20 protein-coding genes are annotated in these 18004 nt (G+C 51.2%); 8 read left to right on the forward strand and 12 right to left on the reverse strand.

Features of this window, described 5'->3' with window-relative positions; genetic code table 11:
* Nucleotides 1-35: 35 nt before the first annotated feature.
* On the reverse strand, nt 36-791 hold the full coding sequence (locus BCV73_RS23800; protein ID WP_089548780.1) for a hypothetical protein: 756 nt from the start codon (nt 789-791) through the stop codon (nt 36-38).
* Nucleotides 792-986: 195 nt separating this feature from the next.
* Between BCV73_RS23800 and BCV73_RS23805 the strand changes: the two genes are divergently transcribed.
* Nucleotides 987-1781: an SDR family NAD(P)-dependent oxidoreductase gene (locus tag BCV73_RS23805; protein WP_089548781.1), complete on the forward strand. Its 795-nt coding sequence runs from the start codon at nt 987-989 to the stop codon at nt 1779-1781.
* Between the two features lie 139 nt (nt 1782-1920).
* On the opposite strand, the gene BCV73_RS23810 is transcribed toward BCV73_RS23805, so the two are convergent.
* Nucleotides 1921-2712, reverse strand: a complete 792-nt coding sequence (locus BCV73_RS23810; protein WP_089548782.1) for an AraC family transcriptional regulator — start codon at nt 2710-2712, stop codon at nt 1921-1923.
* 102 nt (nt 2713-2814) lie between these two features.
* Here BCV73_RS23810 and BCV73_RS23815 point away from each other — a divergent pair, with 102 nt between their 5' ends.
* Nucleotides 2815-3264: an SRPBCC domain-containing protein gene (locus BCV73_RS23815; RefSeq protein WP_089548783.1), complete on the forward strand. Its 450-nt coding sequence runs from the start codon at nt 2815-2817 to the stop codon at nt 3262-3264.
* Between the two features lie 85 nt (nt 3265-3349).
* On the opposite strand, the gene BCV73_RS23820 is transcribed toward BCV73_RS23815, so the two are convergent.
* Nucleotides 3350-3778: a MarR family winged helix-turn-helix transcriptional regulator gene (locus tag BCV73_RS23820; protein WP_089548784.1), complete on the reverse strand. Its 429-nt coding sequence runs from the start codon at nt 3776-3778 to the stop codon at nt 3350-3352.
* A gap of 161 nt (nt 3779-3939) precedes the next feature.
* Here BCV73_RS23820 and BCV73_RS23825 point away from each other — a divergent pair, with 161 nt between their 5' ends.
* A complete protein-coding gene (locus tag BCV73_RS23825) occupies nt 3940-5235 on the forward strand; it encodes an amidohydrolase family protein (RefSeq protein ID WP_089548785.1) in 1296 nt (431 codons plus the stop codon).
* 118 nt (nt 5236-5353) lie between these two features.
* Here the strand turns inward: BCV73_RS23825 and BCV73_RS23830 are convergent, their stop codons facing one another.
* Nucleotides 5354-5830, reverse strand: a complete 477-nt coding sequence (locus tag BCV73_RS23830) for a nuclear transport factor 2 family protein (protein ID WP_089548786.1) — start codon at nt 5828-5830, stop codon at nt 5354-5356.
* 134 nt (nt 5831-5964) lie between these two features.
* Between BCV73_RS23830 and BCV73_RS23835 the strand changes: the two genes are divergently transcribed.
* Nucleotides 5965-6609: a TetR/AcrR family transcriptional regulator gene (locus tag BCV73_RS23835; RefSeq protein ID WP_218828180.1), complete on the forward strand. Its 645-nt coding sequence runs from the start codon at nt 5965-5967 to the stop codon at nt 6607-6609.
* Here BCV73_RS23835 and BCV73_RS23840 read toward each other — a convergent pair.
* The 6 genes from BCV73_RS23840 to BCV73_RS23865 form a co-directional block, all read right to left on the reverse strand.
* Nucleotides 6598-8022, reverse strand: a complete 1425-nt coding sequence (locus tag BCV73_RS23840; RefSeq protein WP_089548787.1) for a hypothetical protein — start codon at nt 8020-8022, stop codon at nt 6598-6600. The two genes, BCV73_RS23835 and BCV73_RS23840, sit on opposite strands and share 12 nt — an antisense overlap.
* A 120-nt stretch (nt 8023-8142) precedes the next feature.
* Nucleotides 8143-9312 (reverse strand): MFS transporter, encoded by a 1170-nt coding sequence (locus BCV73_RS23845; RefSeq protein WP_089548788.1) that lies wholly within the window; start codon nt 9310-9312, stop codon nt 8143-8145.
* Nucleotides 9313-9541: 229 nt separating this feature from the next.
* Nucleotides 9542-9820, reverse strand: coding sequence for an ArsR/SmtB family transcription factor (locus BCV73_RS23850; RefSeq protein WP_076173865.1), 279 nt, complete (start codon nt 9818-9820; stop codon nt 9542-9544).
* Nucleotides 9821-10093: 273 nt separating this feature from the next.
* On the reverse strand, nt 10094-10636 hold the full coding sequence (locus BCV73_RS23855) for a DinB family protein (protein WP_089548789.1): 543 nt from the start codon (nt 10634-10636) through the stop codon (nt 10094-10096).
* A gap of 66 nt (nt 10637-10702) precedes the next feature.
* Nucleotides 10703-11650 (reverse strand): helix-turn-helix transcriptional regulator, encoded by a 948-nt coding sequence (locus tag BCV73_RS23860; protein WP_089550381.1) that lies wholly within the window; start codon nt 11648-11650, stop codon nt 10703-10705.
* A 43-nt stretch (nt 11651-11693) separates the two neighbouring features.
* Entirely contained in the window at nt 11694-12308 is a 615-nt protein-coding gene (locus tag BCV73_RS23865) for a TetR/AcrR family transcriptional regulator (protein WP_076173867.1), read from the reverse strand.
* Nucleotides 12309-12444: 136 nt separating this feature from the next.
* On the opposite strand from BCV73_RS23865, the gene BCV73_RS23870 reads away from it, so the two are divergent.
* Entirely contained in the window at nt 12445-13641 is a 1197-nt protein-coding gene (locus BCV73_RS23870) for an MFS transporter (protein WP_089550382.1), read from the forward strand.
* A 40-nt stretch (nt 13642-13681) separates the two neighbouring features.
* Nucleotides 13682-14641, forward strand: coding sequence for an aldo/keto reductase (locus BCV73_RS23875; RefSeq protein WP_089548790.1), 960 nt, complete (start codon nt 13682-13684; stop codon nt 14639-14641).
* Between the two features lie 107 nt (nt 14642-14748).
* Here BCV73_RS23875 and BCV73_RS23880 read toward each other — a convergent pair whose 3' ends face one another.
* Nucleotides 14749-15405: an SDR family NAD(P)-dependent oxidoreductase gene (locus tag BCV73_RS23880; protein ID WP_089548791.1), complete on the reverse strand. Its 657-nt coding sequence runs from the start codon at nt 15403-15405 to the stop codon at nt 14749-14751.
* 223 nt (nt 15406-15628) lie between these two features.
* Between BCV73_RS23880 and BCV73_RS23885 the strand changes: the two genes are divergently transcribed.
* Both BCV73_RS23885 and BCV73_RS23890 read left to right on the forward strand, forming a co-directional pair.
* On the forward strand, nt 15629-16489 hold the full coding sequence (locus tag BCV73_RS23885) for a helix-turn-helix transcriptional regulator (protein ID WP_256992972.1): 861 nt from the start codon (nt 15629-15631) through the stop codon (nt 16487-16489).
* A gap of 148 nt (nt 16490-16637) precedes the next feature.
* Nucleotides 16638-17510, forward strand: coding sequence for an SDR family oxidoreductase (locus BCV73_RS23890; RefSeq protein WP_089548792.1), 873 nt, complete (start codon nt 16638-16640; stop codon nt 17508-17510).
* A 52-nt stretch (nt 17511-17562) separates the two neighbouring features.
* Here BCV73_RS23890 and BCV73_RS23895 read toward each other — a convergent pair whose 3' ends face one another.
* Complete coding sequence (locus BCV73_RS23895; protein ID WP_089548793.1) at nt 17563-17967, reverse strand: pentapeptide repeat-containing protein; 405 nt, start codon at nt 17965-17967, stop codon at nt 17563-17565.
* Nucleotides 17968-18004 lie beyond the last annotated feature (37 nt).

Raw genomic sequence — 18004 nt, forward strand, 5'->3', positions numbered from 1 at the left:
AAGAAGAAGCTGACCAATTGGGGCCAGCTTCTTTTTTATTGATCAGAGGTAATTTGTATTTGCTCTGCAGCAAACTCATGTAGGTCTTGATCATATTTATACGTTACATGAACAGTGCATACGTAGTCTGGAAGCACGCCATCAATGGGTCTAACAGATCCGACTATATCAACGGTCAGTTTCTGATCTTTTACATTGTTTAGAATGACATTACCAAAGTAAAGTTTGTTTTCATATTGACCATCTGAATTATGCATTAACGCTAACTCGCTGACTTTTTTACTGAATTTGTATTCTTTCCCTTGAGCCTTGGTCTTAATTAGGAGCTCATCGCCCTTTTGGTTGACCTCGGTTTCTATACCCGAAAGAATTTCCTCAACACTTTGTATCTTTATTTCCGCAAGGTTTTCCCCGTTTAAAATATGGGCTTCATTCGTATCTAATTCAGTACCATATCCCGTAACCAGAATGATGACCGCTTCTTCTTTACCATCCCCTGTCAGATCAACATAAGACACCTGTGGATTAGAAACACCTTTAAGTATGTTCCAATCGAATTTCTTTTGGCTGCCGTTAACGTCTACAATGACTCCATCTGTAGTTTCAAAAAGTTTTACCTCTCCATTTTCAGAAGCACTGAGCAGCTTAGATGGCTCTTGCTCTTTTTCAATCGAAGAAATTGCGGACTGTTCGACGTCTTGTGAACCACTCTCCGGCTTGTCCGAAGCGCATCCTGAACACACAAAAGCAGCAGACAAAAACCATGCAGCAAATCCTATTCCCTTTTTCAATCCTAAGGCCCCTTTCCGGTCGTCTACGAATCATGTTAACAGAGCAAATCAAAAACTGATTTACTAAATTTTAATAATTAGCCATGACTTTCCAGTCCTGCGAGCGCCCTAAACTTGCCTGCCCCAATAAAATTTGATATTATTTAGATGTCTAAATATTAATGTTCTAAACAAAAAGGCAGGTGTTCATTTCATATGGCAAGAGTAGAAGGAAAAGTTGCCCTTGTTACGGGAGGAGCTTCGGGAATTGGGTTGTCCTCCGCAAGACTGTTGGCTAAAGAGGGAGCCAAGGTGGTGATTGCGGATTTCAATGTGGAAGGAGCACAGCAGGCGGCTGCTGAGATCAACGCACAAGGCGGAGAAGCCTACGGCCTGTTCCTCGATGCAGGCGACGAGAGCTCGATCCGGGAAGCTGTCGAGTTTACCGTCAAGCACTTTGGCACAATTACGGTGCTGTTCAATAATGTAGGCTTAACCAATCTTCAGAAGGATTTGGATGTTGTGAACATGGATCTGATGGAGTGGGACCGGCTCATGAATGTCAATCTGAAAAGCGTGCTGCTCGGCAGCCGCTTCGCGATCCCCCATATGATCGAGGCGGGCGGCGGAACTATCATCAATACGGCATCCATGGCAGGCTTTACAGGCGATTCCATTCGTTCGGCATACGGTGCTTCCAAAGCCGCGGTCGTGAACCTGACGAGATATATCGCCACCCAATACGGCGCCTCCGGCATCCGCTGCAACGCGGTTGCACCTGGCTTAATTATCACTCCCGCCGCTAAAAACAACATACCGCCGCAAGTGCTGGACATTTTCGCCAAGTACAACAAGCTCCCGTACCACGGAGAACCGGACGATATCGGATACACCGTCCTATTCCTGGCTTCGGATGAATCGAAATTCATTACGGGCCAGACCATTCAAGTCGAAGGCGGGCACTATATCGCGAATCCGAGCATTCCCGATTTTGCTGACTTCATGCAATAAAATTCCAAGCCACCAAAGCGCATACTTTCATATATCTGCAAAAACGCCGGTCAAGACAACGTCTTGCCGGCGCTTTACGTTTGCAGGCTGAACAGCCTGTTCAATGATATTTCAAAATCTGTAAATAAAATGGAATGCCTTAATCCCCCCGCCGGTAGGCATGAGGAGACGTTCCTACGATCGCCTTAAAATCTTTGCTGAAATGCGCTTGGTCAAAATAACCGAGCTCCAAGGCCACCGTCGTGATATCGGCTCCATTTTCAATCGCCTCGCTGGCCTCGTGCATGCGGTATCGCTGAATGACCCATTTGGGGCTTACCCCTAAGTACTGTTTAAACATGCGCTGCAGCGTGCGTTTGGATGCGTTGAACCGGTTCACCAGCAAATCTACGCTGGTCAACGAACGATCTTCCATGATCGCCCTGACGATCTTGTTCAGCTCGTCCACTTTGTCATCCGGCTCCGGAATGTTAATGGACAGCAGTCCTTCAATAAAGGCAACCCTCTCTTCCAGACGGTTCGACGCAAATATCCCCTTCTCTGCCGTTTCCGCATCAAACGGAAAATACCTGGAGATATCCACTTTACGGTCCACCAGTTCCGACATAGGCTCTGAGCTATAACCGTAAAAAGCACCTGGACGATAAAGAATTCCTACAATCATCCCCTTTCCCTGCAGCGTATACGCCGCTTTCCTGCTTTCGATTCCGCAGACGTACGAACTTCCTTGTTCAAACACGATGTTGACCCCGGGATGCTGCAATACCTCCTGCGTATACGGCGGCTGCCCCTCTAAATTCCATTCGACGAACCAGTAATGCTGGATCAAATGTCGAAGCTGTTCTGATGGCAGATGACGTGTAATTCTGACGTTCGTTTGTGCCGGGTCAAAATGCAAAATCCCTCGGTTAGGGTTCACCTGATAGCGCATCGAATTCCCCCTAATGGCGCGTTTTTACAAGAAACCTGAAGGACGGAAATGGTACGTTACATGTATACAACGTAAATATTTTTGTTTCAAGGAGGATTCGACATGCAGTTAGAGTACACCTTCTACATTGGAGCCAGCCCCGAAGAGGTTTGGGACGTGCTGTTCAACCCTGAGAAATCGTTCCGCGCTTTTATGGGAGGCGTCATTCAATCAAATCTGCAGGCAGGCGACCCGATCCGGTTTGTCGGCCCTGGGCCTGACGGGGAAAACACGGTGCACATTTACGGAGAAATTTTGGCCTATGAAAAATACAGGGTACTCAGCTACACCGACCATCCCGGCCCCTCCCACTTCGCCGAACACGAGATGATGCAGAGCCGGGTGACGATCCGGTTAGAGCCGGTGGGATCGTGCACCAAACTGCACCTCATCAATGATCAATGGACCGACAGCAACCCCTTGTTCCTGAAAACCGAGAAGTTCTGGTGGATGATTCTAAGCAATATCAAGTCCATCGCCGAGACGGGAAGCTCCCTCGATTTCGGTTTTTAAACGCGCATCCAGCACCAAAAGACGATCGCCATTTAAAGGGGATGATCGTCTTTTTTGGGCTGCCCGATTGGCTCTCGCAAACGGATTATAAGCGTTCATTAATTTTGACCAGCAGTCCCTTTAACAGCTGCTTCTCCTCTTCGGTCAGGGTCTGAACAATTTCGTCCTCCACCTTCTGAAAGGATTCGTTAAAAGCATCAATCAGTTCAACGGCCTTTGGCAAAACATAGATGTTTTTCTGCCGTTCATTATTGGCCGGAATTTTCCGCTCAATATATCCTTTTTTCTCGAGGCCTTGGAGCATGCTTGTTATGCTGGCCCCCTGTAAATGAAACCGATCGGCTAAATCCCTTTGAATGATATCTTTATCCTGGTTTTTATGAATATAATCAAGGACTTTACCTTGCTGTGCGTTTAATCCCAGCTCTTTAATGCTTTCATCCGCCTTTTTCTTCAACTTCAGGCCGATAATCTGAAACAAGTCCAGATAAAGTGTATCCTTGCGAGGTTTCATAACTGTCCCTCCTCAAAATGTTAGGAGACTAACTTTTAACATTTAAACTATACGGGGATTCCATAGGCTTGTCAATTCAAACATTAGTTTATTGACTGTTAGAAAACTAATTGTTATACTTCGAACTGTCATCAAGCACACATCCAAGGAGGAATAACGAAATGAAGAATACGCTGGACAAGGTTACGGCCATTATAAATGCACGGATTTTCGACGGGGAACAAGTGATTGAGGCAAGAAATGTGCTCATTCAAGGGGAGACCATCATTGCCGTGGGCACTGACGTTCCGGAGGATGCAGTCATCGTGGATGCAAATCATGCTACATTATTGCCGGGCTTGATTGATGCCCATGTTCACACTTCCATTGGAGGATTAAGGGATGCAGTAAAATTCGGTGTGACGACCGAACTCGAAATGAACGGTGATTTTACGGAAAGAGGACGGGCGATTCAGCTGAAAAATGTGGAAGGCGCCGCCGATGTCCGTTCCGCCGGAACCGCGATCACCGCTCCGGGCGGTCATCCGGATGAATTGCTGCCCGATGGGGACGATATCCCCGAGTTCGTGTTAAAGGAATTGGAGAAGTTATCGAAGGAAGACCGGGAAGCGATGCTGGCGGCATACGCCCACGATCACGAAGAAGTGCCCCAGGTGACGACGGTGGAAGAAGCGATCAAGCACGTGCATACCCAAGTGGAGAATGGCGCGGACTATATTAAAATCATGATTGAAGAAGGCACGGTCATGGGCGCCCCCGGCCTGCCTGTCCTGAGCGACGAAATTCTTAAAGCTGCCGTGGAAGAGGCCCACAAGTTTGATAAAATCGTCATCGCCCACGTCCTGACGGCTCGCTCTTCGCAGACCGCCATCGCTCTCGGAGTGGACGGATTGGGCCACCTGTTTATCGACAGACCTGAACTCACGCCCGATTTGGTCCAATCTATTGCAGATTCTGGCGCGTTCGTGACGCCATGCCTCGTATTGAACTCGTCCATCCTTGGAAATCCGGCCTCCGATTTGGCCAATGATCCGCGGGTGCATTCCAGATTAAGCCCGGAATGGATCGATATTCTGAACTCCAGCTTCAATACGTTCCCGCAAGGCGATATGGAGAACAGCTTTAAGAACGTGATGGATCTTCATCGGGCCGGCGTCGACATTCTGGTTGGAACGGATGTCTCCCCTGTTCCCGTTCCAAATCTCGGCGGCCTTGCGCATGGTGCCAGCGTCCATCATGAAATGCAGCTGCTCGTTCAATCCGGGTTCACTCCGATCGAAGCGCTTCAGTCCGCCACCTCGAAACCGGCCCGCTGCTTCGGGCTTCACGATCGCGGACGGATTGCCGCAGGTTCGCGCGCAGACCTTATTCTGGTGAATGGCGACCCAACAAGTCATATCTCGGATACCTTGTCGATCGAATCCGTGTGGCTCAGAGGCGTGCAGCAGCAATGTTAACAAGGAGAAATATTCATTAACTAAACCTTCTGCAAAATAGAAGCTTTTCCCTACCGGGAAAAGCTTCTCTGCCTATATGAAGGTACTAGGCCTGTTGCTGGGCTGCACAGCTTAGTGCTCAATTCGATGACGTCTGGTCCGTAAGCGCCTGGAATAACTGTGGCAGTCTATCAAACGCCTCCGCCCCGTCGATCGGGTTGGAGTAATCACGGGAGGATAAGATCTGTCCGTTCCGGACCCTGACCACCATAATATACGAAAAGGTGAATGAGCGGCCGGTCTCTGTCACATGACCGTGAACATTCCATTCAGCAACAACGACTTCCGGATCCCGGGTCTCGTGCAAGGCGAGTAACTCAGCATTATCGAACCGTCTCATTCCGGCGACGCTCTTAAATCGTTCGCGTAGTACCTCCCTTCCTTCCGTCCGTTTGGGAACCCCAGGTGGAGCGAACGGGATTTCGATAACCACGTCGGGAGCATATAAATCTGCAAGTTCATCCCATGCATTGTCAGCTGTAGCCCGTATAAAACATTCAATGATTTCGCGCGGACTGGTGCCGGCTGATTGTGTCTGTTCTATCAAGCTGATCACCTCGCTTCATGAATTAGAAATTACTATTTTTAAACGGAGAATGTTCTCCGTTTATTATTATACGGAGAATATTCTCCGTTTGTCAACGATACGTTCATTGTGTAATATGGATTCAAGCGAGGTGATATCCTAAGATGTCAGAACAGAACTTACCGGCTGATCACAGTGGGGATACCGACTCCAACGGTGCCATGTCTTCTTCCAAAGCACTGCGTGCCGACGCCAAACGAAATCGGGATAAACTGCTCGATGTTGCGCACAGACTCTTTACTACTGAGGGCATCACCGTCTCGATGGATGAAATTGCCCGACATGCCGGGGTTGGCGTAGGCACCGCCTATCGGCATTTCCCGACCAAGGAGGAATTGTTTGGAGCGGTGATGGTCAGCTACAAGGCGCGTCTTGTTGAGGAAGCAAAAAAATGGCTCCGCCACGAGGATCCGGGCGAAGCATTCTTCAGCTATTTTAGAATCGTGATCCGTGAAGCAGTAGCCAACAAGGCGATAACCGACGCCCTTGTGGGCAGCGGTTTGGACAAGGACGCCGCGCTCAAGGAAGTTGCGGGAGACTTCTGGAGCGAGCTCGGCAAGCTGCTAGCCCGGGCCCAGCAAAACGGATCCGTCCGGCCTGATGCCAGCGTTGGGGACATCCGGGCCCTGCTTGTCGGTATCCTGCAAGCGCACAGCGGGAGTGCACCATATCCCGAGCGCATCGTGTCGATTATATGTGACGGTCTACGGGGCAAATCATCACCCGGATTGCTGGACTTACAACACTAAAAACTGCGTTCCAAAGCCCTTGCCGGAAACATAAGCTTTTTCCAGTTCTTCTGGATGGCCGTTGTCTAATATAACCACATTTTCGGGATACAGCTTACCAAGCAATGCCCACCGAACAAGCTCGTTTCCATCGGTTGGAATGAAGTGGATTCCGTCTGTATTTGTCACCAATCCGGAAAGCGCAAGGATGTCCGCTGCCGAATGCAGGCTGACAGAGGTACGCTTCACAATAGCGACATCGGCGTTGTCGTTTCCTTCGGGCCGGTACATAAAGCGATGCCCTCTAAAGAGCTGACCGAGATCCACCGAAAATTCACGTCCGTCCACTTCCAAGCTCAATCGCAGGGTCGTTCGATCAGAAGCAGTAATCGGCAGTAAACGCGCGACGTTCGGACCAGCGATCTCCCCTAAAGAGACAGGAAGCGTATCTTTATTCCCTGGCGTACCGCTTCCCGCATCGGTGCGCGGTGCCGCATAATAATCGTCATATTCGTAATCGAACGAGATCGCAGCCATATCCTGCGTTTCTTCTGCCTGTATCGTTTGTACCGGATGCCATTTCAGCAGGTACCGCGCCGCCGTCCCGGCCGGCTCTCCCAGCCCGGCAGGCAATACGGTGCCCAGTTGATATTGGAATCCGTAACCGGCTGCGGACAGACCCGAGCTGACCACACTTTGCGCATACTGGACAATCGATTTGTGTGTCAACTTTTTCCCAAGCAGCTGAGTTAAAAAGACCTCCCGGGCCGGTTCCAGAAAACGGAGCCCTTTAAACTCCGTATGTTCCTTCACTTCAAACGGAACCTGCTCCCAATTGGCAAACGGAAGCAAGGCATCCCGCAGCAAAACCATTTGGTGCAGGTATTCATTATAGATCTGCATGATTCTTGGGCCCCCAAAGGGTCCCCAAACCTGTGCAACAGCGTCAGGGATCAGGGCATGACCGTAGCAGTGGCTTCTAAATTCCAGCTGGCCAAGCGTTTCCGGCCCATAACTCGCGAGCGTCCTCTTCTCCGCATTCATTTCCCGCGCCCAGCTTACCAGCTGCTCGCCGATGCGTACCGCCTGGGCTGTCAGTTCGACGCCGGCTTTATCCTCTAAAGCCAGGGGACCAAGCGGCAGAGATGACACGCGTCCGGAAATCGCCAAGTTGGCCTGAAGGCTGTCCAGCAGCACCGCCGGATCGCCGTTTACCGGTTCGCCAAGCTGGACCAGCATCGCCTCAAGCAGGGGATCGAGCGCCCTGACGACCTCTTTTGCCCGATATATACCGGCAGGCAAGTTCCAATCCAAGGCGCTGCCCGCCCCTTGCCGGATCGAGTCATTCGGAGATTTTCCAATTCGCGGCTCTACATCGATTTCCTTTCCCCATACGATACGGTTATCATTCAAATTAAGTTGATAATCAGACATATTTTCCACCTCATTTTAAAGTTTTGTGGTCGCATACGACAGCAAATTGTTCTGTTCAAATGATCCCAGCAGGCATATTTCAAGACCAGGCATCCCCCCTTTCACGGTGAGTTCCAGAGGTTAATTGCTCAGTACCGATTCTTTTCTGCTTTTGAGCGAAAAAGAGTATAGCGCAGTGATCACGCTAAGCAGAATGCTTACTGCTCCTACCCATCCCAGCTGCATCAGAGACGTCTGATTGGCCACCCATCCGCCTACCCCGGCGCCTACCGCCATTCCAAGCTGCAGCATGGAACTGTTCAGTCCCAGCGCAAGACCTGAAGTTTTCGGGGAAAGGGAGATGAGGTAATACTGCTGAGCGGGAGTCGTCATCCAAGCCGCTCCGAACCAGACCGCCAGAATGATCAGCGCGCTCACCATCGTGGCTGCGGCAAGCGGAAGTACGGCCAGTGCGGCTGCATGAAGAAGCAGGCTGATGAGCAGCGTTTTGCCAATTCCCCACTTATCCGCGCCGTACCCGCCAAGGCGTGATCCCATGACAGCGAACAGGCCGCATACGAAGAGCGCTGTGCTGATCATCGTCGTATTCATGCCCACGGCTGTCTCAAGAAAAGGTGCAATGTATGTAAACATCAACTGATACCCGGCAATCCAGAAAAAAGTAATCATCAAGCCGCTGACCATTCGGCGATCCTTCAGCGCAAGCAGTTGGTCCCGAATCGAAGTCGGCTTCTGTTCTTGTACCTTCGGCATCCACACGGCGATTCCGATCATGGCAAGCACACTCAATGCCGCAATGAGCATAAACACCGGCCGCCATCCCCAATATTCGCCGATGATGGTTCCGAGCGGAGTGCCTGCAACCAAGGCAGTACTAAATCCCATATAAATGATGCCGATGGCATTCCCTTGCTTTTGAGGCTCCACCAGGCTGGAGCCGACCATGAGGGCCACCACCGTAAATACGCCTTGACTGGCTGCCAGAATCATTCTGGAAATCATCAGGACGGTAAAATTTGGACTAAAGAAGGCGACCAAATTACCAATGACAAACAAAGTAAAGGTCAGCAGCAGCAGCCTTTTTCTCTTCATTTTGCCGGTAAGCGATACAAGGATCGGGGTTCCGATCGCAAATACAACGGCATACAGCGTAACTAATTGCCCGGCTGTGCCTACGGATACGTTCAAATCATTCGAGATCATCCCCAAAATCCCCATGACGACCATTTCAGCCGTCCCCATGACAAAGGCGCCGAAAGCAAGCAGATAAACGAGTCCCATTTTATTCATTGATTCCTCTCCTTTTAGGTTATTACCATGAATAGATTGATGTTTTTATATATATCGAAATATAAATCATAAAAATACATACATGTTAAACCACATCCTTCTTTTGTTCTTATAGATTTAAAACTATCAATCTATTGGCCAAAAAAGAAACTGCCGCTAATGACAGCACACTCATTTGGATCTTATCTTAATATATTTAAATTTATCGAAATATAGGGCCTAATAAAAATTAATCTGGCTGAAGCACGACATGACGATCTAATGTATCCTGATTGACCCGATAAAAGTGATAAGTCCCTTCCTTGCGCGCCAGCCTCAACACCCCGCACTCCACCAGCTGTTTCAGATGATGCGACAGGGTGGAACCTTTATAATTCAGCTGCTCCTCAATCTGGCTGCAGCTTAATTCATCATGCTTGCATAAGAGCTTGACGATATTCAACCGGGTTGGCTCTCCGAGTGCTTTGTATATTTTTACAGCTTCCTGATGTGACTGCTCCTTGTTCATGGGGGTTGCCCTCCTTCCATAGGTTTATAATTCTATATTTATCGATATACTAAGCGATGAAATTTCCTTTGTCAACAGCGATCTAGAATAAATATGATTCCTTCTAAACCAAATCCCTTTCCCTAGAGCAAATGCCCCGCTGACTGTGGTGTTTTTAAATGGAGCAACCGTTAAGAAAAAAAACAGCCGCAGCCAGGGAAGATGACAAGCCCTGGACTGCGGCTGTATTTTCTGCTTTTTGGGCCTCAGAATACAGGCGGCAACGCTAACGGGCTAAACCAGGCTAAACTCGCCTTTCAACCGCTCCAGCTGCATAAAATGGTGCCGGTAATGCATCTCAACCAGCAAAAACCATTCCGCGGCGGTTAAAGGACCAAAACGCGGATGCGGGATCTTAGATTGCTCAGACGCTCCGGCCAGAGCGGGCTCCGTCCGCTTCATCCGTTCCACTACACTCCGGAGCCCTTCGATAATCTGCTCCTTGCTCTCCGGCTGCTGCGGAGTGTACTGCGGTGATGCCGGGACCCGGACGCGGACCGGCGGAAAGCTACCCAGCTCGTATACCTTCCTGCCAATCTCCGTCTTGTCCTCCGCGGTGGCGAGTGCCGGCCCGTTGCCGGCCAGACAGCTATCGACATGCTGCAGATGCATGAACTGCGCCGTTTGAATCAAATGGATATACATCTGCCCAATCGACCATTCTTCCTCGTTCGTTTTTATCAGCAACTGCTCCATATCAAAGTTCTCCAGTTCAATCAAATACCGTTCTACCGACGTCTCCAAATCCTGCAACGCGTTCGCTGTGCTTTTCAACATGGGAACAACTCCTCTTTATTTATGGATTTTCTCCCATTATAAAAAACCGCTCCTGACAACAGCGTGTCAGTAGCGGTTTAATATGTTTTCGGCCTCGGTCTGAATTTGGCGGCGGAAGGATTCCGGCTCCAGCACGACAACCGCCCCGCCCCAACCGAGGATATAGGGGAGCAGCTCCTCCGGCTGACGCACGCGAAAGGTGACCCGCAGTCCGTCCTCCCGTTCTTCCATTTCCTCCATATAAAAATGCGTGGTCTCGGCGATTTTGTCGGCGATATCCGGATTCGCCCGAACCACCACCCGTAAGTTGCGGTCATCGGGCGGCTGGTAACGCTTCAAATCGAATCCGGCCGGCATGGCAAAGCCCTCCTCGAGCACAGCAAGCTCCGTCATCCGCGACAATCGGAAATGGCGGATATCCTGCCGCAGGTCGCAGTGCGCGACCAATGTCCAATTCCCCTGAACGAGCGTCAGTCCGTATGGAGCCGCCTCCCTTATATTCATCCGGCTCCCGTCCGTTTCCGGGTATTTTTTTAAATACGCAAACCTGATTTTGCGGCGCTCCAGAATCGCACGCCGAATTTGTCCGAGATAGTCCTTTTCCTTCCGGCTGGTTACCGGCTCGCCGGCTTGGAGAAGGCGCATCGTTTCCCGCACTCGCATCGACTCAGCGCGTACCGGCTCCGGCAGAACCGCTTCAATTTTGCGTTTGGCCGCCTCCGCCACCGGGCTGTAGTCCGTATCCAGCCTTTGCTCGATAAAGTCCGCGCCCATCAGCAGGGCCACGGCCTCTTCCGCCGTGAAGCTGACCGGAGGCAGGAAATAACCCTCCATCAGGGAATAGCCCTGCCCGGGAGCCCCGGCGATCGGAACCCCCGCTTCGCTTAGTGCCTGAATATCGCGGTAGATCGTCCGGACGCTCGTCTCGAACCGGGCCGCCAAATCCTCTGCTCTGACCAGCTTGTTTCGCTGCAGCTCCAGCGTAATGGCGAGCTGCCGTTCCGTTTTGTTCATGTTCTCTCCCCCGCTGCTATCATCAGACGATTTGTATTCCTTGTCATCCGTTTTTTCGAGACAGGGCATCCCAGATGCTCATCAACTGAGTGATAGCTGCATCAATTTGTTCGAACGGGATACCGTCTCGCGCCTGCGTCGATATGCCAAGGAGAAAGGTGTTGAACAAAGACACCAGCATGGGAACATCGACCGTGTCGGGCAGCTCACCATTCGCAACTGCCCGTTCGATGCAGTCCTTAATCCCGTCCCGGTTTTTTTCCCGCTCCTTGGCCAGCATTTCTTGGATATGCTGGTTCTCGGGCGAACAGCTTATACCGGATAACACCACCAAACAGCCCAGTGGATGAGAGCCTTCGGTCTGCATTCGCGCCGAGCGGCGCAGCCCTTGTTCGATGGCAGCCTTCGGTGCCAATCGTTGATCATGAAAGCTCTCCATCACCCGGCCGTAAGTTGCTTTATACCGTTCCACCGTCTCGCGAAACAGCGCCTCTTTCGATTCAAACGCCGCATAAAAGCTAGCAGCGGATATATGCCCCATCGCCGCGCGCAATTGGGCCAGCGAAGTGGATTCAAAGCCGTGCTCCCAGAACAGAAACATCGCAGCAAGTACGGCCTCGTCCCGATTAAACGCACGGGGGCGTCCTGTTCGTGGCATACGATTACCCCCTTCATGAATTTTATACTAATCGATCCATAAGTTCTTGACAAGTCAGCCCAGCTGAACTTAGTATATGGAATGATCGATCCAGAAATTAGGTTACCATTCGAAGGAGGTCACTCACTTGTCCCATATGTCATCTTCCACGGAAGTGGTCCAGCCGGTATCCGTCCCAGCCAGGCTTCCCTGGCTGGCGCTGCTGGCGCTTGCCATGACCGGTTTTATCTGTATTCTCACGGAAACCATTCCGGCCGGGCTGCTGCCGCACATCGTGGAAGGGCTGAATATTTCCAAAGGAATGGCGGGTCAGCTCGTCACCCTGTATGCCCTCGGCTCGCTTGTGGCAGCCATTCCGTTCGCCATGTTTACCGCCGGGATGAGGCGGCGTCCGCTGCTGCTCGCCATTATTGCCGGATTTTTGGTATTCAACACCATTACCGCTATTTCGAGCAGTTATGCCCTGACGCTTGCAGCCCGTTTTTTTGCCGGTGTGGCCGCCGGCGCGGCGTGGGGCATGATCGCCGGGTACGCGCGGCGAATGGTACCGGATGCTTTAAAAGGCCGCGCCTTGGCAGTCGCCATGGTAGGAACGCCGATTGCTCTCACCTTCGGCGTACCGGCTGGAACCTTGCTCGGCGACCTGATCGGCTGGCGGGCCGTATTTGGGCTTATGTCCCTTCTGACCCTTGTTCTCATGGTTTGGGTGCTGTGGAAGGTGCCGGATTATCCCGGGCAGCCCGCAGACGAGCGCATGACGATGGGTCAAGTGTTTGTATTGCCCGGCATCCGCCCCATTCTTATGGTGGTACTCACCTGGATGTTGGCCCATAATATCCTATATACGTATATTGCGCCGTTTCTCGAGCGTTCCGGGCTGGGCAGCCGCGTTGATCTGGTCCTTCTGGTCTTTGGTCTCGCGGCGATTGTGTCGATCTGGATTGTCGGTTTGCTCATCGACCGCAAGCTGCGCCTGTTGACGCTGCTCAGTCTGCTCGGTTTTGCGCTGGTTTCGGCCGCATTATGGGTGGGCGGCACATCGGTACCGGTCGTCTATGCCGCCGTCGCATTGTGGGGACTTACCTTCGGCGGAGCAGCTACGCTGCTGCAAACCGCCCAGGTAAATGCAAGCGGCGAAGAAGGCGTGGACATCGTGATGCCCATCAATACGACCGTATGGAATCTGGCCATCGCTGGCGGGGGCATCGTCGGCGGAGCCTTGCTGGAGCTCATCGGCGTCCAGTCGTTTCCGGCCGTGCTGCTGATTCTGCTGCTGATCGCTTGGATCATCGCATGGAGCGCGAAGCGGCATGGCTTTCCCGGAAAAAGATAATCGTCTTTGTCCTATCCCATTGTTAAAGGAGAAATAAACGATGAAAACTTTTCAATTAAAAAACATAACGATCCCGGCTGTAGCCCTCGGTACCTGGTCCTGGGGGAACGGCGCCAACGGAGGAGATGCGGTTTTCGGGAATGACCTGACTGCCAAGGATCTGAAGCCCGTATTTGATGCGGCGATGGATGCCGGATTAAATCTATGGGACACGGCCGCAGTTTACGGCATGGGCGCTTCGGAGACGATTCTGGGTCAGTTCATTCGTGGGAGAGATGACGTCCTGATCTCAACAAAATTCACGCCCCGCGGCGAGCAGACGGATGAGGCTGTTGAAGAATTTCTCGCCGGGAGCCTGCAGCGGCTTGAAAGGGATCATGCCGACGTGTATTGGATCCACAATCCGAAAGACGTCCAGCGGTGGACCTCTAAGCTGATCCCGTTGATGAAGAGCGGAAAAGTTAAATACGCCGGGGTCTCCAATCATAATTTGGAGGAAATCAAGCTCGCCGCGGACATTTTGGCTCAAGAGGGGCTTCAGCTCTCAGCGGTTCAAAACCACTACAGTCTGCTCTACCGTTCCTCGGAAGAAGCCGGCATTATTGAATACTGCAATGCCAATGATTTGATCTTCTTCTCCTATATGGTGCTGGAGCAAGGGGCGTTAACCGGGAAATATGATACAAAACATCCTTTTAAAGCAGGGACCCGCCGAGGAGACGCCTTTGATGAGAAGGTACTTGCCAAGCTGGAAGATCTGATCGGGGTCATGAGAGAAATCAGCCTCCGTCACCATGTTGAACCTGCTGAAACCGCCATTGCCTGGGCGATCGCCAAAGGAACGGTGCCGATTATCGGCGTGACGAAACCGTCCCATATCGCCAGCGCCGTGTCGGCTATGGACGTCCAATTATCGGTTGTTGAAATCGAAGAACTGGAAAGGTCCGCCAAGTCAACCGGCGTGGAAATTCGGGGTGCATGGGAAAAGAGCATGATATAAGCTTGGTCTATACTTACCACTATTGAGGTAAAATAAAGGACAGCTGCGAGCGCTTTGCAGCTGTCCTTTTTATGAAACGATCCTTGCCCATGAATAAGCGCCTATGATTATTCCTTAAATAAATATTCCTTTCGGTCTCTATTGGTATACAATTCCCAATATACATCGGCGATCCGGTCCGGATCGTAAAAAGTCCCTCGCTGAACATGATCGGCGATTAGAACCTGGCCCACATAAATTCCATGGGGCCCCAGCGTCTCGGCCAGGGAAAGCGCAAGTGAGCGGACCGCGGCTTTGCCAATGGATAAAGAAGCATACAGTGGATTCGGGTTCAATGCAATACCGCCCCCTGTGAAAAAGAGCGTCCCCTGTTTCCGTTCGACCATGTCCGGAATGACTTGCTGCGCGCTGGTCAACGCGCCGACCGTATTTACTTTCAAATCATCGATCAGCTGCTGTTCCGTTAACGATAACGCATCTCCTGGCGCAATGTGCGCCGCATTATATACCAGAACATCGGTGATTCCATATAAGTTTTCAATCTGTGTAAAGGCTGCTTTGATGGAATCCGGATCTGAAGCATCTGCAGTTATTCCATACGATTCGATATGCACCTGACGAAGTTCCTCCAAGCTGCGCTGCAGCGAAGTCTCGGTTCTTGATAGAAGAACCACCCGGAAGCCATTGCTCCCGAATTTGCGGGCTATACCCGCGCTTACGCCCGAACCGGCCCCTACAATGACCAATAGAGGTTTATGACTCATCCTTACCACACCTTCTTTCAGATATTGGCTTCATTCGTGATCTTTATTTCTATATTTCTAATAATATAAATATAAAGATTTTTCGTCAAACCCTTTAATTCTATTTTTTTCAATGCAGTTAAACCGTTCAGAAGCGGAAGATGGAAATCAACAGGTTGAAAGGATTACAATGTTCTAAATGGCTGTTGTCGGCCTACTTGGAAACGCAAGGATGGTGGCGTACATGAAAATGAAAACAACTCGTTCTTCTTCTCCATTGGGCGATTTCATCAAATCGCGCAGGGAACGGCTGCAGCCTTCTGAAGCGGGGATCCAGCCGCTGCCCGGAAGAAGGCGTACCCCAGGGCTTCGGCGGGAAGAGGTCTCTTATCTTGCCAATATGAGCGTGACTTACTACACCTGGCTGGAGCAAGGCAGAGAAGCTAATCCTTCGCCGGAAGTGCTGTTAAATATCAGCCATGCGCTGCAGCTCGACGAAGACGAGCAGAAGCATCTGTTCGATTTGGCCCATGTGGACCCGGCAAGCGCCGGCGCCGTTCCGAACAGCGAGGAGCCGGATTCCGGCGTGCTGCAGCAAATCGTCGATCAACTGTGGTACCCTTCGTTCATCACGGATGCGGGCACGGATGTGATCGCCTGGAATCGCGCCGCAGAACTGATCATCGCCGACTTTGGCCGTATGCCGGAGAATGAAAGATATATGCTGAACATTATATTTTTCAAAGAGGATTACCGTAAACGGCTTGTGAATTGGGAAAATTTCGCCCGCTACTCGGCGGCGGTGCTGCGGGCAAGCTATGACCGAAGCCAAGACAACCCGTTGTATATGGAACGTTTCGAACGCTTGAGACGGGAAAGTGAGGAATTCGAGTACTACTGGAACCTCTACGAAATCAAGCAAAAGCGTGTAACCACCGCTTTGTTCCGCCTTCCGGACGGTCAGGAAATGGAGTTTATGCTCCATTCGGCGGCCGTCATTGACGGCGACCCGGACCTTCACTGGTGTTTCTTCGTACCGGTACCCGGTTCAGGCACGGAGGAGAGGTTAATGTCTATGCTGGAACAAGACCGGCTGCCTCAATAGAGCAGAACCTATCTCGCCTGGATTGCAGGTGGACATTGGCTTATGATCGTAGACTGTTACTCCCATTAATAGTATAAACATGCTGTGGCTAGTGCCCTTCCGCTGCTCGTATGATACAGAGGAATACAGCGATTGGAGGGCATTTAGCATGCAAACATGGTTTATTACAGGAGCGTCAGGAGGCTTGGCTTCGCGCATCACCCGACGGTTGCTTGAAAGAGGCGACCGTGTAGCCGTAACGGTGCGCAAGCCGGGCGTGCTGGACGATCTGAAAGCACAATATGGTTCCCGATTATGGCAGGCTCATTTGGATCTGACGAACCCGCAGCAAATTGTTGAGGTGATCGAACGGGCATGGGAGGAACTCGGCACGATTGATGTGCTTGTCAATAACGCAGCCTATGGATTATACGGTGCAGTGGAAGAAGCAAGCGACGGGCAGATCGAGCATCTGTTCATGACCAACGTCCTCGGATCACTGCGCGCGGCCCGTGCCGTCCTGCCTTTTTTCCGCAAACAGGGCAGCGGGCACATCGTGCAGATATCGAGCATGGCGGGGCATTATTCCACGCCGGGAATGGGGCTGTATTGTTCTTCCAAATGGGCGGTCGAGGGCGCCTTTGAAGCGCTGGCCAAGGAAGCCGCGCCGTTCAATATTAAGACGACTATCGTGGAGCCGGGCGGAATCCGTACGAATTTCATTACGAGCAATGCGGTATTCGGAGAACGGATGGACGCATATCGGGACAAGGAGGTTGGCCAGTTCGTCAGCCTGATGAAAGGGGAACTGCCGAGCATCGATATGAACATGTTCAATCAAATGGTTGTCGGCGATCCGGATAAAATGGCGCAGCAGATCATCCGCCGCGTCGATCAGGGAGACGGTCCGATCCGGATGGCACTGGGCAGTGATGCCTATGAGCAAATCCGGGAAGCTCTGCTGGACAGATTGGCCGCGCTTGACGCGCAGAAAGAACTCGCTTATTCCACGGACGCGGATGATGTGGTACGGCAGGCATAACCATGAAAGCCACCCCAGGGTCTGGGGTGGCTTTCGTTGTTTTATCTGTATCCTACTCTCTTTGTTCCGCAGGAACATACTTTTGGATTAATTCTTCGATGTTGATCCCATTGATGACCAATCCCGTTATGTCGCAGTTTTGAAGATTGGCGTTCGTAAAATCACAGTCGGTGATCCGCCCGTTCTGGAAGCTGCAGTCTGAAAAACGGACGCCCTCCTTGTTGTGTTCTGCATCAGGCTGGCTTGGATCTCCGTAGCCGATGGATTGAAAATGTGCGCCGCCCCATTGAGCACCGTCAATGGCAAGTTCGCTCAAATTCGCATCGGAAATATGCATTCCCGTCAAATTCACATCGTTCATGCTCATCCCGCTGCCATTGCAGCATTGAATTTCTGTTTCACTGAGGTCGCAGCAATTGAAGCTTGAATGGCTTAAATTTTGTTGTTCAAATTTCAAAATGCATACCTCTTTCCCATCTGGAATTTTTAACCAT

Source organism: Paenibacillus sp. SSG-1 (genome assembly GCF_002224835.1).
Classification (GTDB): domain Bacteria; phylum Bacillota; class Bacilli; order Paenibacillales; family Paenibacillaceae; genus Paenibacillus_AQ; species Paenibacillus_AQ favisporus.

Excerpts from the sequence above, each read along its gene's own strand:
- BCV73_RS23845 (WP_089548788.1), bottom strand. The coding sequence starts at position 9,312 with ATGAATAAAATGGGACTCGTTTATCTGCTTGCTTTCGGCGCCTTTGTC.
- BCV73_RS23885 (WP_256992972.1), top strand. The coding sequence starts at position 15,629 with ATGAAAATGAAAACAACTCGTTCTTCTTCTCCATTGGGCGATTTCATC.
- BCV73_RS23810 (WP_089548782.1), bottom strand. The coding sequence starts at position 2,712 with ATGCGCTATCAGGTGAACCCTAACCGAGGGATTTTGCATTTTGACCCG.
- BCV73_RS23820 (WP_089548784.1), bottom strand. The coding sequence starts at position 3,778 with ATGAAACCTCGCAAGGATACACTTTATCTGGACTTGTTTCAGATTATC.
- BCV73_RS23835 (WP_218828180.1), top strand. The coding sequence starts at position 5,965 with ATGTCAGAACAGAACTTACCGGCTGATCACAGTGGGGATACCGACTCC.
- BCV73_RS23890 (WP_089548792.1), top strand. The coding sequence starts at position 16,638 with ATGCAAACATGGTTTATTACAGGAGCGTCAGGAGGCTTGGCTTCGCGC.
- BCV73_RS23875 (WP_089548790.1), top strand. The coding sequence starts at position 13,682 with ATGAAAACTTTTCAATTAAAAAACATAACGATCCCGGCTGTAGCCCTC.
- BCV73_RS23865 (WP_076173867.1), bottom strand. The coding sequence starts at position 12,308 with ATGCCACGAACAGGACGCCCCCGTGCGTTTAATCGGGACGAGGCCGTA.
- BCV73_RS23815 (WP_089548783.1), top strand. The coding sequence starts at position 2,815 with ATGCAGTTAGAGTACACCTTCTACATTGGAGCCAGCCCCGAAGAGGTT.
- BCV73_RS23855 (WP_089548789.1), bottom strand. The coding sequence starts at position 10,636 with ATGTTGAAAAGCACAGCGAACGCGTTGCAGGATTTGGAGACGTCGGTA.
- BCV73_RS23860 (WP_089550381.1), bottom strand. The coding sequence starts at position 11,650 with ATGAACAAAACGGAACGGCAGCTCGCCATTACGCTGGAGCTGCAGCGA.
- BCV73_RS23880 (WP_089548791.1), bottom strand. The coding sequence starts at position 15,405 with ATGAGTCATAAACCTCTATTGGTCATTGTAGGGGCCGGTTCGGGCGTA.
- BCV73_RS23805 (WP_089548781.1), top strand. The coding sequence starts at position 987 with ATGGCAAGAGTAGAAGGAAAAGTTGCCCTTGTTACGGGAGGAGCTTCG.
- BCV73_RS23825 (WP_089548785.1), top strand. The coding sequence starts at position 3,940 with ATGAAGAATACGCTGGACAAGGTTACGGCCATTATAAATGCACGGATT.
- BCV73_RS23870 (WP_089550382.1), top strand. The coding sequence starts at position 12,445 with ATGTCATCTTCCACGGAAGTGGTCCAGCCGGTATCCGTCCCAGCCAGG.
- BCV73_RS23850 (WP_076173865.1), bottom strand. The coding sequence starts at position 9,820 with ATGAACAAGGAGCAGTCACATCAGGAAGCTGTAAAAATATACAAAGCA.
- BCV73_RS23840 (WP_089548787.1), bottom strand. The coding sequence starts at position 8,022 with ATGTCTGATTATCAACTTAATTTGAATGATAACCGTATCGTATGGGGA.